At 66.4% G+C, this 15,891-nt stretch carries 15 protein-coding genes; 12 read left to right on the forward strand and 3 right to left on the reverse strand.

The features are described from left to right. Positions 1-9: 9 nt before the first annotated feature. The 7 genes from rsmD (at position 10) to INQ41_RS04980 (ending at position 5,570) form a co-directional block, all read left to right on the forward strand. Positions 10-699, forward strand: coding sequence for a 16S rRNA (guanine(966)-N(2))-methyltransferase RsmD (gene rsmD / locus INQ41_RS04950; protein WP_193986718.1), 690 nt, complete (start codon positions 10-12; stop codon positions 697-699). Continuing rightward, positions 696-1,199 carry a pantetheine-phosphate adenylyltransferase gene (gene coaD / locus INQ41_RS04955; protein ID WP_193986720.1) on the forward strand — a complete coding sequence of 168 codons (504 nt, stop codon included), beginning with the start codon at positions 696-698 and terminating at the stop codon, positions 1,197-1,199. Before rsmD ends, coaD begins: the two co-directional genes overlap by 4 nt. Positions 1,200-1,251: 52 nt before the next feature. Beyond that, entirely contained in the window at positions 1,252-1,755 is a 504-nt protein-coding gene (locus INQ41_RS04960; protein ID WP_193986722.1) for a hypothetical protein, read from the forward strand. 67 nt (positions 1,756-1,822) lie between these two features. Then, positions 1,823-2,077 carry a YfhL family 4Fe-4S dicluster ferredoxin gene (locus INQ41_RS04965; RefSeq protein WP_193986723.1) on the forward strand — a complete coding sequence of 85 codons (255 nt, stop codon included), beginning with the start codon at positions 1,823-1,825 and terminating at the stop codon, positions 2,075-2,077. A gap of 4 nt (positions 2,078-2,081) precedes the next feature. Next, entirely contained in the window at positions 2,082-3,839 is a 1,758-nt protein-coding gene (gene ggt / locus INQ41_RS04970) for a gamma-glutamyltransferase (RefSeq protein WP_193986725.1), read from the forward strand. A gap of 82 nt (positions 3,840-3,921) precedes the next feature. Further along, on the forward strand, positions 3,922-4,812 hold the full coding sequence (locus INQ41_RS04975) for an MBL fold metallo-hydrolase (protein WP_193986727.1): 891 nt from the start codon (positions 3,922-3,924) through the stop codon (positions 4,810-4,812). Beyond that, positions 4,809-5,570, forward strand: coding sequence for a TMEM43 family protein (locus INQ41_RS04980; protein WP_193986729.1), 762 nt, complete (start codon positions 4,809-4,811; stop codon positions 5,568-5,570). Before INQ41_RS04975 ends, INQ41_RS04980 begins: the two co-directional genes overlap by 4 nt. 78 nt (positions 5,571-5,648) lie before the next feature. Here the strand turns inward: INQ41_RS04980 and INQ41_RS04985 are convergent, their stop codons facing one another. Beyond that, entirely contained in the window at positions 5,649-7,148 is a 1,500-nt protein-coding gene (locus tag INQ41_RS04985; protein WP_193986731.1) for a catalase, read from the reverse strand. Positions 7,149-7,681: 533 nt separating this feature from the next. Continuing rightward, positions 7,682-9,181: an aminotransferase class III-fold pyridoxal phosphate-dependent enzyme gene (locus INQ41_RS04990; protein ID WP_193986733.1), complete on the reverse strand. Its 1,500-nt coding sequence runs from the start codon at positions 9,179-9,181 to the stop codon at positions 7,682-7,684. A 232-nt stretch (positions 9,182-9,413) separates the two neighbouring features. On the opposite strand from INQ41_RS04990, the gene queA reads away from it, so the two are divergent. From queA to secF, 5 genes are all read left to right on the forward strand, one after another. After that, entirely contained in the window at positions 9,414-10,475 is a 1,062-nt protein-coding gene (queA, locus tag INQ41_RS04995) for a tRNA preQ1(34) S-adenosylmethionine ribosyltransferase-isomerase QueA (RefSeq protein ID WP_193986735.1), read from the forward strand. Next, complete coding sequence (gene tgt / locus INQ41_RS05000; RefSeq protein ID WP_193986737.1) at positions 10,472-11,581, forward strand: tRNA guanosine(34) transglycosylase Tgt; 1,110 nt, start codon at positions 10,472-10,474, stop codon at positions 11,579-11,581. Before queA ends, tgt begins: the two co-directional genes overlap by 4 nt. A gap of 91 nt (positions 11,582-11,672) precedes the next feature. Beyond that, positions 11,673-12,011 (forward strand): preprotein translocase subunit YajC, encoded by a 339-nt coding sequence (gene yajC, locus INQ41_RS05005; RefSeq protein WP_193986739.1) that lies wholly within the window; start codon positions 11,673-11,675, stop codon positions 12,009-12,011. Between the two features lie 61 nt (positions 12,012-12,072). After that, complete coding sequence (gene secD, locus INQ41_RS05010; RefSeq protein ID WP_193986741.1) at positions 12,073-13,938, forward strand: protein translocase subunit SecD; 1,866 nt, start codon at positions 12,073-12,075, stop codon at positions 13,936-13,938. Positions 13,939-13,953: 15 nt separating this feature from the next. Next, complete coding sequence (secF, locus tag INQ41_RS05015; protein ID WP_193986742.1) at positions 13,954-14,919, forward strand: protein translocase subunit SecF; 966 nt, start codon at positions 13,954-13,956, stop codon at positions 14,917-14,919. 114 nt (positions 14,920-15,033) lie between these two features. Here secF and INQ41_RS05020 read toward each other — a convergent pair whose 3' ends face one another. Beyond that, positions 15,034-15,864, reverse strand: coding sequence for an inositol monophosphatase family protein (locus tag INQ41_RS05020; RefSeq protein ID WP_193986744.1), 831 nt, complete (start codon positions 15,862-15,864; stop codon positions 15,034-15,036). Positions 15,865-15,891: the final 27 nt, after the last annotated feature.

Genomic DNA, 15,891 nt, shown 5'->3' on the forward strand with positions numbered 1-15,891 from the left:
TCCGACCCCATGAAGAAGCCCGCCCGTAACCCTTCCCGCGCCGTCGCCAACGGCCCCGGCCAGGTCCGTGTGATCGGTGGGCGATGGCGTGGCAGCAAGCTTCCCGTTGTCGACTCGGCGGGCCTGCGGCCGACCCCCGACCGGGTCCGCGAGACCCTGTTCAACTGGCTGGCGCCGGTGATCGACGGTGCCATGGTGCTGGATCTGTTCGCCGGCAGCGGCGCCCTCGGACTGGAGGCGCTGTCGCGTGGCGCCGCATCGGCGGTACTGGTCGAGCGCGACCCTGTGCTGGCAGCGAGCCTGTTGGCCACCACGCAACGACTGCAGGGCGGCCACGCGGCCAGGGTGGTGCAGGCCGATGCCATGCATTGGCTGCCGACGCAGCCGCGCGCCAGCTTCGACATCGCCTTCGTTGACCCGCCCTTCGCCACCGGGCTTCTTGAGCCCGCGTTGGCCGGCGTGCTGCCATTGATGCGGGACGGCGCATGGCTGCACGTCGAAGGGCCCGTCGACGAGCCGGTGACGCTGCCCGGAACCTGGAGCCTGCACCGTGAAGGCAGGACCCGCGAAGTCCGCCATGCCCTTTACCGGCATCGCCCGGTACTGACGGCAGGCGACGGCACCCGCGCCGGCGTTGATACACTCCCCATTGATCCGGCCCGGCCGGACGTCCCTGATCTGGAGCGTTTTGCCCAATGACCCCGGCTCGACACCGCACCGCCGTCTATCCAGGCACCTTCGATCCGATTACCAACGGCCACATCGATCTGGTCGATCGTGCCGCGCCGCTGTTTGATCGATTGGTGGTGGGCGTGGCGGAAAGCCCGTCCAAAAGTCCTGCGCTGCCGCTGGCAAAGCGCGTGGAGCTGGCCCGCGAAGCGCTCGATCATCATCCCAACGTCGAGGTCTGTGGATTTGATTCGCTGCTCGCGCATTTCGTTTCCGGCATCGGTGCCGGCGTCGTGCTGCGCGGCCTGCGCGCCGTGTCGGACTTCGAGTACGAGTTCCAGATGGCCAGCATGAATCGCCATCTGATCCCCGACGTGGAGACGCTCTTCCTGACTCCCGCCGAGCAGTACAGCTTCATCTCTTCATCGCTGGTCCGCGAGATAGCCCGCCTGGGGGGCGATGTCTCCGGTTTCGTCCCGCCCGCGGTTGCCGAGGCGCTTCAGCGCGAATGGCAACGCACCACCGCCTGATCGCCGGCACCTCGCCGACGTCATATTCCAACCAACAAGAATGGGGAACGCCATGAACACCACCGCCCGCCTGATGCTTGCCGCCCTGTTGTCGCTGCCGTTGCTGGCCGCGTGCGACAAGGCTCCGACCGAGACCACCGAAGATGCCGCGGTCGCGCTTGCGCCGCTGTCGGCGCCGACCACCAACGATGACAACGAGTGGGGCAGCTACCTGTCCGCGGTGGTGACCCGCAACATGGGCGACGTGACCTCCAGCCCGTACCTGTACTACCTGCCCAGCAGCGACAGCGAAGGCTTCGAAGGCGCCCACGAGCGCCTGCGCGAGGAAATCGAGAACGCGATGCAGCGCGGCATCGTGGAAGGCAACCTGGTGGCCTTCGGTTCGCCCGAGTCGGCGATGATGGCCGACATCATTGTTGGCGCCTTCCAGAAGGTCGGCCCGGGTTCGATGAAGGGCGTGCGTCTGCTCTTCATCGGCGCGCCCGCCGACAGCGAGCGTGTCCAGCAGGCGGTGACGCCGGCCGGTGTCGAATACGTGTTTGTCGAAGCCAAGTAAACCCTCGGCTTCATTACGAGTAACAGCGCGTGGTGGGGCTTGCCCCATCCGCGCATAGCGGCAGCCCATGTCCCTCAAGATCAACGAGCTTTGCGTCAACTGCGATGTCTGCGAACCGGCATGCCCCAACCAGGCCATCTCGCAGGGTGAGGAGATCTACGTGATCGATCCGGCGCGCTGCACGCAGTGCGTGGGCCATTTTGATGAGCCGCAGTGCGTGGTGGTGTGTCCGGTGGAATGCATTGACCCGGATCCCGATTTTCCCGAAACAACCGGCCAGCTGCTGGCCAAGCTGGCCCGGTTGCAGCAAGAACAGGAGTGATGTGATGCGAATTGCGACGCGAACCGCAGTGGTAACCGGTTTCCTGGCGCCGTTGCTGGCGTTCGCCATCGGGGGCTGCGCGACGACCGCGGACTCTTCGCTTCGCGCGGCATCGGTGTCACGCACCACGCCAGCGAACGCGGCGACTCCGCCTGGCGCGGCGATCGCAAGCGCGCACTCGCTGGCGACCGAAGCCGGGGCGCAGATCATCAATCAGGGCGGCAACGCCTTTGATGCGGCAATTGCCGTGTCTGCAGCACTCTCGGTGGTCGAGCCGATCAGTTCGGGGATCGGCGGTGGCGGATTCTTCCTGTTGCACGATGCCAAAACCGGCCGCGACGTCTTTGTCGATGCCCGCGAGACGGCGCCCGAATCGGCCACACCCGAGGCGTATCTGGACGAGAAGGGCGAGCTCAACCGCGACCGTGCCACCAACGGGCCCTGGTCGGCCGGCATTCCCGGCCTGCCCGCGGCGCTGGTGCATCTGGCCGACGAGTACGGCCGCCTGCCGCTGGCCACCTCGCTTGCGCCCGCGATCCGGCTTGCCCGCGAGGGTTTCCCCGTCTACGGCCGGCTCGAAAAAGGCTACGCAACCCGCAGCAAGGTGATGGAGCGCTATCGCGGTACGCGCGAGGTATTCCTGGCCAATGGGCGTGCCCCCCGGACAGGCGACATCCTCAAGCAGGAAGACCTGGCGCAGACGCTGGAGCTGCTGGCCCAGCGTGGCCATGCCGGCTTCTATCAGGGCCAGGTCGCCGATCAACTGCTGGCGGCGGTGGCCGAGGAGGGCGGCCGCTGGACTGCCGCCGAGCTGGCCGGCTACCGGATCCGCGAGCGCGAGCCGATCAGCTTCGACTACCGTGGCTGGAAAGTGGTCACCGCGCCGCCGCCGTCATCGGGCGGGGTCGCCCTGGCGGAAATGCTGCAGGTGCTGCAGCCGTGGAACCTCTCCGAGCTCGATTCCGCGCAGCGCACCCATCTGATCGTGGAGGCGATGCGCCGCGCCTACCGTGACCGCACCCTCTACATGGGCGATCCGGATTTCGTCCAGATGCCGATCGCGATGCTGACCGACCCGGCCTACGCCGCCGGCCTGCGGGCGACAATCCATCCCGACAAGGCGACGCCCAGCGAGCTGCTTTCCGGCCAGCCAACGCCGATGGAGGATGACGAGACCACCCATTTCTCGATCATCGATACCGACGGCAACATCGTCTCGGCGACCCAGACCGTCAACCTGCTGTACGGCTCGGGCATGATCGCGCCGGGTACCGGCGTGCTGCTCAACAACGAGATGGACGACTTCGCGCTCAAGCCCGGCACGCCCAACGCCTTCGGCGTGATGGGCTTTGACGCCAACGCGGTGCAGGCGGGCAAGCGCATGCTCAGCTCGATGACCCCGACCTACATCGATTCGCCCGACAAGCTCGCGGTGCTGGGTGCGCCGGGCGGCAGCCGGATCATTACCGAGGTGTTGATCGGCATCCTCGGCTACGACGCGGGCATGACCGCACAGGCGGTGGCGGCCGAGCCGCGCATCCACCACCAGTGGATGCCCGACGCCATCTCGGCCGAACCCGGCGCGCTGGACGCCGCGACCGTCAAGGCGCTGAAGAAAATGGGCCATACCGTGAATGCCGGCGAGGGCACCTGGGGCAACCTGCAGACCGTCGCCTGGGACAAGCGGACCGATGAGCTGTCCGGCGGTACCGACCCGCGCAACCCGGTGGGTGAGGTCGAGGTGGTGCTGGACGGGCCCTGAGTCGCGCCTGCTTTCGCCCATCGTGTCGATCACCGATGATGGTTGGTGAGGCAGCGGTGGCTGCGCAACGATGGAGTCGACGATGAAACTCTGGTCGCTGATGGGCAACAGCCAGAAGCTCGATGGTGGGGCCATGTTCGGCAACGCGCCGCGCGCGATGTGGAGCAAGTGGGTCGAGTCGGACGAGCACAACCGCATCGACCTTGCGTGCCGCGCGTTGCTGGCCAGCCCGCTGGGTGGCAAGACGGTGCTGTTCGAGTCGGGCATCGGAGCGTTCTTCGAGCCAAAGCTGCGCGAGCGCTACGGGGTGGTCGAGGATCGCCATGTCCTGCTTGAGTCACTGGATGCCGCCGGTTTCAAGCCGGAGGACATCGACGTCGTGGTGCTGTCGCACTTGCATTTCGACCACGCCGGCGGTTTGCTCGCCGCCTGGGACGAAGGCCAGCCGCCCCGTCTGGTTTTCCCCAACGCAAGCTATGTAGTGGGGCGCGAGCACTGGCAGCGCGCCATCGAGCCCCACCCCCGCGACCGCGCCAGCTTCATTCCCGAGCTTCCCGGCCTGCTGGAGGCGACCGGGCGGCTGGAGCTGGTCGACGGCGAGTTTTCCGACACGCTCGGGAAGGCCGTGCGGTTCCATTACAGCGATGGCCACACGCCCGGGCTGATGCTGGCCGAGATCATCGGCCCGGAACGGGTCGATGGTCAGGACATGGGCGGCCTGGTGTTCTGCGCCGACCTCATTCCCGGCCGGCCCTGGGTGCACGTGCCGATCACGATGGGGTATGACCGCAATGCGGAACTGCTGATCGACGAGAAAAAACGCTTCCTGGCGGACATGCTGGAACGCAACGTCCATCTGTTTTTTACCCATGACCCCGGCTGTGCACTCGCCCAGGTGACCCGCGACGAGCGTGGCCGCTACGGCACCGCGCATGAAGTGGCGGAGCTGCACGCGAGGTCGCTGGCTGCATGAGCCTGCGCCGGCTGCTGGCCACCTTGCTCCTTGCAGGCGCGGCAGCCTGTGCGTGGGCCGAGGAGGCACCGCGCAGCGACCCGCAACCGCCTGCTCCCATGGGCGAGCCGGTATCGGCAGCGCCGATCGAGGATCCTGACTTCGGCGTGCGTACCACCCGTTTCGGGCTGGAGCGCCGGGTCGAGATGTACCAATGGCAGCGCGACGGGCGCGGTGGCTATCAGCAGGTATGGAAGCCGGCGCTGGTGGACTCCTCTGCTTTCGATGACGGTCATGAAAACCCGCGCAGCTTCCCGCTGGAGAACCGTATCTGGTGGGCGCGCGATGTCAGCATCGACGGCAAGCCGGTGGAGCTGTCGGTGATCAAGGCGCTGGGCCAGTGGCAGGAATTCCGCCCCGGTTTCACCCGCCTGCCGGCCAATCTGGCGGCGACCTTCCAGCCGGAAGGTGACGGGCTGGGAAGTGCCCTGAACCCGCTCGACCCGGGCAACGGCGACATACGCATCCACTGGCGCGCTCTGCACCTGCCGCCGCTGGCCGGAAAGGTGCAGCTGCGTGGTGGGAAGTGGCATCTGGGGGCCGGCGCGCCCGCAAAAGATCCGGTCAGTGCCACGCCCGTCGCGACCGACTCTGCACCAGCCGGGGAGCCATTGCCCAAGCGCGGCGAGGTTCGCCTGATCGGCAAGCTGATCCTGGCTGCGGTGCTTGCGCTCGGCGTCTTGCTGGTTGGCCGATATCGCCGTCGACGCCGCGCCTGACGCCGAGCCGGCGCGACGTGCTGAAACAAAAAACCCCGGGCCGGCGCCGAAGCGCGCAGGCCCGCGGCCGGGTCCGGCTCAGCCTTCGCCCATGCCTTCGGCGGGCTCGGGTGCCATGCCGCTGCGCACCTTGTCCTCGATCTGCTGGCCGGTAGCCGCGTCGACGTTCTTCCAGTACTCGAACGCCCGCTCCAGCACCGGACTGCGAACGCCGCCCAGCAGGCTGCCGGCGACCTGCTCGACGAACTGCGCGCGCTGGGCGTCATTCCAGACCTCGCGGACCAGCGTGCCGGGCTGGCCGAAGTCGTCGTCCTCGGCGTGCAGGGTGTAGGCGCTGCGGACCATGTCTCCGTCGGTCTCCCAGCCGTCGGGCATCGGACCGGTCTCGTCGGCCCAACTGCGCTCGCCGCTGTTGGGTGCGTAGACCGGCGCGTTGCCGCTGTGGTGGTAGGCCATCTGGCCATCGAACATGTAGGTGTTCACCGGCACCTTGGGCTGGTTGACCGGCAGCTGGTGGAAGTTGGTGCCGATGCGGTTGCGCTGCGCGTCGGCATACGCGAACGCCCGCCCCAGCAGCATCTTGTCCGGCGACAGGCCGATGCCGGGAACCGTATTGCCGGGCGAGAACGCCGCCTGCTCGATCTGGGCGAAGAAGTTCTCCGGATTGCGGTTCAGGGTCATCGTGCCGACTTCGATCAGCGGATAGTCCTTGTGCGACCAGGTCTTGGTCAGGTCGAAGGGGTTGAAGCGGTAGTCCTTTGCCTCGGCATACGGCATGACCTGCACGGACAGGACCCACTCCGGGTGCTCGCCACGCTGGATCGCATCGAACAGGTCACGGCGGTGGAAATCGGCGTCGCTGCCGGACATCTCGGCGGCTTCGGCGTTGGTGAAAAACGCCATGCCCTGGCGGGTGTGGAAATGGTATTTGACCCAGAACTTCTCGCCGGCCGCGTTGATCCACATGTAGGTATGCGAGCCGTAGCCGTTCATGTGGCGCCACGTCCGAGGCAGCCCGCGCTCGCCCATCAGGTAGGTGACCTGATGCGCGGATTCCGGGTTGTTGGTCCAGAAATCCCACTGCATGTGGTTGTCGCGCAGGCCCGAGTCGGGCAGACGCTTCTGGCTGCGGATGAAGTGCGGAAACTTCATCGGGTCGCGCACGAAGAAGATCGGCGTGTTGTTGCCGACCAGGTCGTAGTTGCCCTCATCGGTGTAGAACTTCAGCGAGAAGCCGCGCACGTCGCGCCACGTGTCCGGACTGCCCAGTTCGCCGGCCACGGTCGAAAAACGCGCCAGCATCTCGGTCGACGCGCCGGGCTGGAACAGCGCCGCGCGGGTGTAGCGCGACACGTCGGCGGTGGTCTTGAACACCCCGAACGCGCCGGCACCCTTGGCATGCGGCCGGCGCTCGGGGACGTTTTCGCGGTTGAAATGCGCCATCTGCTCGAGGAAGTGCACGTCGTGCAGCAGGATCGGGCCGTTCGCGCCGACGGTCAGCGAATTGCGGTCGCTGGGTGCGGGACTGCCAGAGCCGGTGGTGGATCCGGTCGCGGTCTTGTCGTGTGGCTTACTCATGGGGAAACTCCTGGCGTCAATTGCTGGGGGGCTGAACCTGTGACGGGAGTTGCACTTCCTCCCGTTCGTTTCAGTCTGCCTACGCGGCCGAAGGCTTGCCAGTTGATTGGATGGAATGGATCGATAGCGCCGGTCTCTGGAGAGAGCGTAAATGAAATGCGTCTGCGGAGCAGCGGGTGGCGCCGGGGGTGAATGCCCTTGCGGCGAATGTCCCCCGGCACCGATGAAGCCGGTGCCTCCTCCTTTATTTCGCCGCAAGGGCATTCACCCCCGCCGTTCCAACATCGCTGGTGGTTGTAAAAGCGGACACCCCACCTCAGGGGTGAGCTGGATGCCTTCGGGGCGAAATAAAGGAGGAGGCCGCCGCAGGCGGCGGCCGGGGGACATTCGCCCGGAAGGCATGCAGCTCACGCCCCCCTCCCGCCGTTCCGGTCGCCACCGGGAGTCCGGAAAAGAACAACAAAAAGCCGGGTTTCCCCGGCTCCTCGTGCGCTTGAACAGCGCGAACACCCGCGCAGTCGTTTTGCGCGACGTCAGTTGCTGGCGCGCGGACCTTCGCGCAACGCCCGACCGACCATATTGACCAGCAGCTCGATCTCGGCGCTGGTGCTGGTGAAGGTCGGGGTGAAGCGTAGCGAATTGGCGCCGCCGTGGATCACGCCGATGCCGTGCTCGCGCAGCCATTCCTCGGTCGAGTTGCTGCCGAAGCACTTGAACTCATCCGACAGCTCGCACGAGAACAGCAGGCCGGTGCCCTGGACCTTGGTGATCATGCCGCCCAGTTCGGACTTCAGTGCTTCCAGTTTCTCCAGCGCCTCGGCGCCACGGGCACGAATGTTCTCGCGCAGCTCCGGCGTAACCATCTCAAGCACCGCGCATGCGGTATCCAGCGCGCGCGGGTTGGTGGTCATCGTGTTGCCGTACAGACCCTTGCGATAGGCATTGCCGGCGCGCTCGTTCACGGCCAGCACCGACAGCGGGTACTGGCCGGCATTGAGCGCCTTGGAATAGGTTTCCATGTCCGGCGCTTCCACGCCTTCGAAACCGGGGTAGTCGATGATCGAGAGCACCCCATTGGCACGCAGGCCGGCCTGGATGGAGTCCACCAGCAGGAACGAGCCGTGTTCGCGGGTCAGCTCGCGGGCGGTCTTGTAGAACTCGACGGGAACGCTGCGGCCGGGGTCGCCTTCGCCCATCACCGGCTCAAGGAACATCGCCTCGATGAACCAGCCCTTGGCATCCGCGTCGGCAAATGCCTGCTTCAGCGCGTCCATGTCGTAGGGCTCCACGACGATCACGCTGTCCTCGCCACGGTAGCTGGCCAGGTACTGCTCGTAGGCTTTGCGGGTGGAGTTGGAGTACAGCGCCGGTCGATCCGTGCGGCCGTGGAACCCGCCCTTGACCACCAGGCGCTTGATGCGGTGGCCGGCGCGCTTGCCACCCTCGTCGGTCATCGTCTTGGCGTTCGCATCGGCGATCCGCGCGGCCAGGGTGACCGACTCGGAGCCCGAGTTGAGGCACATGAAGTGGGTGAACGGACACTCGCGCTCGACACCGATCGCCTCGCGCAGCAGCGTGCTCAGCCGCAGCTGGGAGATGCTCGGGGTCATGATGTTCGCCATCGCCTGTGGCTTGGCCATGGCGGCGATCACCTGCGCGGGCGCATGGCCGAAGCCGAGCATGCCGTAACCGCCGGAGTCGTGGATCACCGCGCCCTTCAGCGTCACGATCCACGGACCGCGGGCGGCGAGGGCGACGTACGGGTTGACCGCGTCGTCCTGGTAGAAGTTGATGAACCCGGCCTGCAGCTTCTGCATCTGGCTGGCTTCGTCCAGGTCCAGCAGGTCGGCGAAATGCTTCTTCACCTCGGCGTATTCGGCCACGGCGGCATCCACCGCTTCGCCTAGCTCGGCGTTGTCGGCGAACTGGGCCAGGACCGCATCATCCAGGCCGACCGTGCGGCGCGAGCCGCCGTGGGCGCGCAGGGGCGCAAGCTTGCTGGCGATGGCGTTTGAGTGGGTGGCGCTGGGCATCGGTGTTGCTCCTCCGCAGGGTTGATCGCAGTGCCCGGGCACCGCAAACAAAAATGCGCGGGCGCGCCGCGCAAGAGATTTACGTTGTATTTCAAACAGTTAGCCGATTCTAACACGGCGCGGAGATCGGCATAACCCCCGGACGGCGCGCGGCGTATCGCTACACTATGCGATTTGCCGCAGGCCTCGTGTCCCGTCCTGCGCGATCGCCTGCACCCGTGAAAGCACTGTCTTGAAAAAATCCGACTTCGACTATCCATTGCCCCCGGAGCTGATCGCGCAGGCGCCGCTGGCGCGGCGATCGGCCAGCCGCCTGCTGCTGGTCCCGACGGCGCCGGCGGCGTTTTCCGACCATGTGTTCAGCGAGCTCCCGGCGCTGCTGGAGCCCGGCGACCTGCTGGTGTTCAACGACACCCGGGTGATTCCGGCGCGCCTGTTCGGCGCCAAGAGCACGGGCGGCCGCGTCGAGATCCTGATCGAGCGGCTGCTGGAGGAGGATTGCGCCCGCGCCCAGTTGGGCGTCAGCAAATCGCCGAAGCAGGGCGCGCGGATCCAGCTCGACGCCGGCGGCGAGGCCGAGGTCCTCGGTCGGGACGGGGAGTTCTACCGCCTGCGGTTTCATCTTGGCGAGCCGCTGGACGCCTATCTGGAGCGGGTCGGCCGCCTGCCCCTGCCGCCGTACATCCAGCGCGAGCCCGACGAGGAGGATCTGGAGCGCTACCAGACCGTATTCGCGCGCGAGACCGGCGCGGTGGCCGCACCGACGGCCGGGCTGCATTTCGACCCGGCGTTGCTCGAGGCGCTGGCGGCGCGCGGCGTCGAGTTCGGCCACGTCACGCTGCACGTGGGTGCTGGCACCTTCCAGCCGGTCCGCGTCGACGACCTGGCCGATCACGTCATGCATGCCGAGCGGCTGCACGTCGATGCAGCGCTGGTCGGGCAGGTCGCGCGGGTGCGGGCAGCAGGTGGCCGCGTGATCGCGGTGGGCACGACGGTGGTGCGCGCACTGGAAACGGCGATGCAGCCGAGCCCGGAGAATCCCGACGGCGAGTTGCGGCCGTATGCCGGCGAGAGCCGGCTGTTCATCGTTCCCGGCTACCGGATCCGTGCGGTCGACGCGATGATCACCAATTTCCACCTGCCCGAAAGCACGCTGCTGATGATGGTCTCGGCCTTCGCCGGCCGCGACCGGGTCTTCGCCGCCTATGCGCACGCGGTCGCGGCGCGTTACCGGTTCTTTTCCTACGGCGACGCGATGTTGCTGTTTCCCGATCCTGGAGCAACACGGCAATGAGCCGGATGGCATTTGAACTGCTGGGTACCGACGGCGCCGCACGCCGCGGACGTCTTGGCTTCCCGCGTGGCATCGTCGAGACGCCGGCCTTCATGCCGGTGGGCACCTACGGCACGGTTAAAGGCATCTATCCGCAGGCCGTGCGCGAGCTGGGTGCCCAGATGGTCCTGGGCAATACCTTCCATCTGTTTCTGCGCCCGGGCCTGGAGGTGATCGAGGCGCACGGCGGGCTGCACGGCTTCATGCGCTGGGATGGCCCGATCCTGACCGATTCGGGCGGCTTCCAGGTGTTCTCGCTGGCGCATAAGCGCAAGATCACCGAGGCGGGCGTGACCTTCGCCGCGCCGATCGACGGCCGCAAGGTGTTCCTCGGTCCCGAGGAGAGCATGCACATCCAGAAGGTGCTCGGCTCCGACGTGGTGATGATCTTCGACGAGTGCACCCCGTATCCGGCCACCGAGGAGGTCGCGCGCACGTCGATGGAACTCAGCCTGCGCTGGGCGGAACGCTCCCGCAAGGCGCACGAGGGCAACGATGCCGCCCTGTTCGGCATCGTCCAGGGCGGCGTCCACCACGAACTGCGCACGCACTCGGCGGCCGGTCTCACCGGCATTGGTTTTGACGGCTACGCCATCGGCGGGCTGGCGGTGGGCGAGCCGGAGGACGAGCGCAACGCCATGCTGGAGCACACCTGCCCGCAACTGCCGCCCGATCGTCCGCGCTACCTGATGGGCGTCGGCCGGCCGGAAGACCTGGTGGAAGGCGTCGCCCGCGGCATCGACATGTTCGATTGCGTCATGCCGACCCGCAACGCGCGCAACGGCCATTTCTTTACCGCGACCGGCACGGTGCGCATCCGCAACGCGAAGTACGAGCATGACCTGGGACCGATCGAGGAGGGCTGTGACTGCACCGCCTGCGCCGGTGGTTTCAGCCGCAGCTACCTGCGCCATCTGGACCGCTGCAACGAGATGCTCGGACCGATGCTGGGCACCGCGCACAACCTGCGTTACTACCAGCGTTTGATGGCGCAGATGCGCGAGGCGATCGCCGCGGGAACTTTCGCGGCATTCCGTGAGTCCTTCTACGCGGCGCGCACGCCATAAGCGGCGACGCGCCATGCCCGCGTCGCCCGCGTGGGTGTTGGCAACCCATGACATAATCTCCGGCTGTTTTTCGTCCTTACGGAATATCGACATGAACCTGCTTGATCTGGTGATCGCTCCCGCCCATGCCCAGGCCGCCGCTGCTCCTGCGGGTGGGATGGGAATGTCCCTGCTGTTCCCGGTCCTGCTGATCGGCGTGATGTACTTCCTGATGATCCGTCCGCAGATGAAGCGCGCCAAGGAGCACAAGGCGATGCTTGGCCAGCTGGCCATGGGTGATGAGGTGCTGACCAACGGCGGCGTTGCCGGCGTGGTCACGGCTCTGGGGGAGAACTTCGTCACCGTGGAAATCGCCGACAACGTCCGCATCCGCGTGCAGCGTGGCTCGATCGCCAACGTGCTGCCCAAGGGCACCTTGAAAGCCGCCTGATCGCGGTCACCACTTTTTTCTAGAAGCAGGGGCGGCCGAACGGCCGCCGCAGGGGTAATCGATGCTCACTTACGCGCGCTGGAAATACGTCGTCCTGGTGCTGGCCATCCTGTTCAGCACTATCTACGCGTTGCCGAACCTGTACCAGAAGGATCCCTCGGTGCAGGTCACCGCCAACCGTGGCGCACCGATCGACGAGGCGCTGGTCCAGCGCGTGTCCGAAACGCTGCGCAAGTCCGGGATTCCGACCAAGCAGGTCGCCATCGATGGTGACAACCTGCTGGTGCGCCTGACCGGCACGGACGACCAGTCCAAGGCCGCCGACGCGCTGGCGCCGGTGCTGGGCAACGACTACGTCACTGCGCTGAACTTGGCGTCGACCGTCCCGCCGTGGCTGGACAACATCGGCGCCCACGGCATGCTGCTCGGCCTCGATCTGCAGGGCGGTGTCCACTTCTTGATGCAGGTCGACCAGAAGGCGGCGCTGGACAAGCACCTGGATGCGATCGTCGAGGACGTGCGCGTGGTCCTGCGCGACGGACGCGTGCGCTACGAGTCGGTCACCCGGCGCCCGGACAACTCGGTCAACGTGCGCCTTGTGGACGCGGCCGATGCGGCTGCGGCGCGCAAGAAGATCATGGCCAGCCAGCCGGACCTGCGCCTGGACGGCAATGGACAGGTCCTGACCCTGCAGATCCCGGAACCGGAAATGCAGCGGATGATGACGGACGCGCTGAACCAGAACCTGGGCACGCTGCGCAACCGCATCAACGCGCTGGGCGTGGCCGAGCCGCTGATCCAGCGCCAGGGCAACGACCGGATCGTGGTCGAGCTGCCCGGCGTGCAGGACACCGCGCAGGCCAAGCGGGTGATCGGCGCGACCGCGACACTGGAATACCGCGCGGTGGTCGAAGGCGATGCCTACGACGCCGTGGCCACCGGCAACGTGCCGCCGCAGGCCAAGGTCTATTACCGGCGCGAGCTGGGAATCGACGGCAAGCCGGTGCCGATCCTGCTCAACAAGCGGGTGATCGCCTCGGGCGACCAGCTGGTCGGCGCGACCTCGGGTCTGGACCCGCAATCGGGCACGCCGGCGGTCTCGGTCAAGCTGGACAGCTCCGGTGGCCAGCGCATGTTCGACTTCACCAGTTCCAGCGTGGGCAAGCCGATGGCGGTGGTCTACATCGAGCGCATCCCGCAGGTCCGCATGGTCGATGGCAAGGAAGTCCGCAGCACCAAGGTCAGCGAGGAGGTCATCTCGGTGGCCAACATCAATGGCGTGTTCGGCAAGGATTTCCAGACCACCGGCCTGGAAAGCATGAAGGAGGCGACCGATCTCGCGCTGTTGCTGCGCTCGGGCTCGCTGGCCGCGCCGATGGATTTCGTTGAAGAGCGCATCGTCGGCCCCAGCCTGGGCCGGGAGAACATCGAGCGCGGGCTGAAGGCGGTCATCTTCTCGTTCGCGTTCGTGCTGGTGTTTTTCCTCATCTATTACCGGATGTTCGGCGTCATCACCTGCGCCGCGCTGCTTCTGAACATCCTGATGCTGGTGGCGGTGATGTCGCTGTTCGGCTTCACCATGACCCTGCCGGGCATGGCGGGTATCGCACTGACAGTGGGCCTGTCGGTGGATGCGAACGTGCTGATCAACGAGCGGATACGCGAGGAGTTGCGACTCGGCGTGCCGCCCAAGTCGGCCATTGCGCTGGGCTACGAGAAGGCCACCAGCACCATCGTCGATGCCAACCTGACCACCTTGCTGGCCGGCGTGGCGATGTTCGCCTTCGGCACCGGGCCGGTGAAGGGCTTCGCGGTGGCACTGATCATCGGCATCATCACCTCGATGTACACCGCGGTGTCGGCGTCGCGCGCGATGGCAACGCTGCTCTACGGCAGTCGGCGCAAGCTCAAGTCCATTGCGATCTGACCGCAGGAACCGATCATGAAACCATTCACCCTCATCCCCAATGTCACCAACATCGACTTCCTGCGCCTGCGCGGGGCGTCGTTCGTGGTCTCCATCATCCTGCTGGCGGTATCGGTGGGCGCGATCGCGTTCAACGGGTTCAACTTCGCGCTGGACTTCACCGGCGGTACGGTGACCGAGCTGCGCTTCGAGCAGCCCGTGGACGTCAACGACGCGCGCAAGCGCCTGGCTGACGCGGGCTACGGCAGCGCCGAGGTGCTGACCTTCGGTTCGGGCAACGATCTGCTGGTCCGCCTGCAGTCCGGCGAGGAAGGCGCGGACGGCGATCTGGAAACCAACGACCGTACCGCCCGCCAGATCACCAACGCGGTATCCACTCCCGACAACCCGGGCACGGTGATGCGCAGTGACTTCGTCGGCCCGCAGGTCGGCAAGGAACTCGCGCTCAACGGCATCTGGGCGCTGATCTTCGTGGTCGTCGGGTTCCTGGTCTACATCTCGACCCGGTTCGAGCGCAAGTTCGCGATCGCCGCCGTGCTGACCTCGCTGCAGGACTCGGTGATCGTGGTTGGCTGGTTTGCCCTGAGCGGCCACGAGTTCGACCTCACCGTGCTGGCCGGCATCCTGTCGGTGGTGGGCTTCTCGATCAACGATACGATCGTGGTGTTCGACCGTATCCGCGAGAACTTCCGCACGATGCGCACCAGTCCGTCCGCGATCATCAACGCCTCGATCAACCAGACGCTCTCGCGCACGATCATCACCTCGGTGGCTTCGTTCCTGACCGTGTTCGCGCTGTACATCTACGGCGGCGGGTCGCTGCAGGGCATGGCGGAGGCGATGATGATCGGCGTGGTGATCGGCACGATGTCCTCGATCTTCGTGGCCTCGCCGCTGCTGACCATCGGTTTCCTGAAGGTCACCAAGCAGGACCTGATGCCGAAGGCCCGCGACGAAGAGGCCCTGGCCCGCCGGCCGTGAGTCTGTAAACGCCGCAATCAAGAAAGGCCGCGCTGGAATGCGCGGCCTTTTTCGTTGGTCCGATCTGCTGGTTCGATGGAGCGGGCCCGGTCTGCTCAGCGTCCGCCCGCTGAATCAGTCGAACGTGGCGGCGTAGCCGGTATTGAGGATGCGCTGCTGCAGCAGGCCGGCCACCTTGAGATTGCCGGCGATCAGCGGCCGGGGATTGATGCCGCGGCTGTCCATCGGGCCCGTGCTGCGATCGCGGAAATCGCTGACCTTGCCGCCGGCCTCGCGCACCATCAGTGCACCGGCGGCGATGTCCCAGGGCTTGATCCCGGCTTCGAAGTAGGCGTCGGCGCGTCCGCAGGCCACGTAGGCCAGATCGAGCGCGGCCGAGCCGGAGATGCGGATGTCCTGGATTTCGGTGAACAGGGTGTCCAGCGTCGTCAGCTGCGCGCTGGCGCGCTTGCGCTCGCGCGGCGGGAAGCCGGTCAGCACCATCGCCCCGTCCAGGTCCTTGCGGTCGGCGACGCGGATGCGCTTGTCGTTCAGGGTGGCGCCACTGCCGCGGCTGGCGGTGAATAGCTCGTTGCGCAGTGGGTCGAAGATCACCCCGTGCACCGGCTCGCCGTTCTCGACCAGGGCGATGGACACGCAGAAGTGCGGGATGCCTCGCAGGTAGTTGCTGGTGCCGTCGAGCGGGTCGATGACCCAGGTCGAGCGCGCGGTGCCGCTCTTGGGCGACAGTAGGCCGCCTTCTTCGCCCAGGATGGCGTAATCGGGCGTGGCGCGGCGGAATTCCTTGATGATCTCCTTCTCGGCCAGCTCATCGACTTCGCTGGCGAAGTCCATCCGGTCCTTCTCGACCACGTTCAGCGCGTCCAGTTTGTGCATGTGCCGTAGCAGCACATTGCCGGCGGAGCGGGCGGCCTTGACCATGAGGTTGATGGCGGGTTTCTGCATGGCAAAACGGCCTCGAGCGGGGAGGTG

Source organism: Lysobacter ciconiae, assembly GCF_015209725.1.
Classification (GTDB): domain Bacteria; phylum Pseudomonadota; class Gammaproteobacteria; order Xanthomonadales; family Xanthomonadaceae; genus Novilysobacter; species Novilysobacter ciconiae.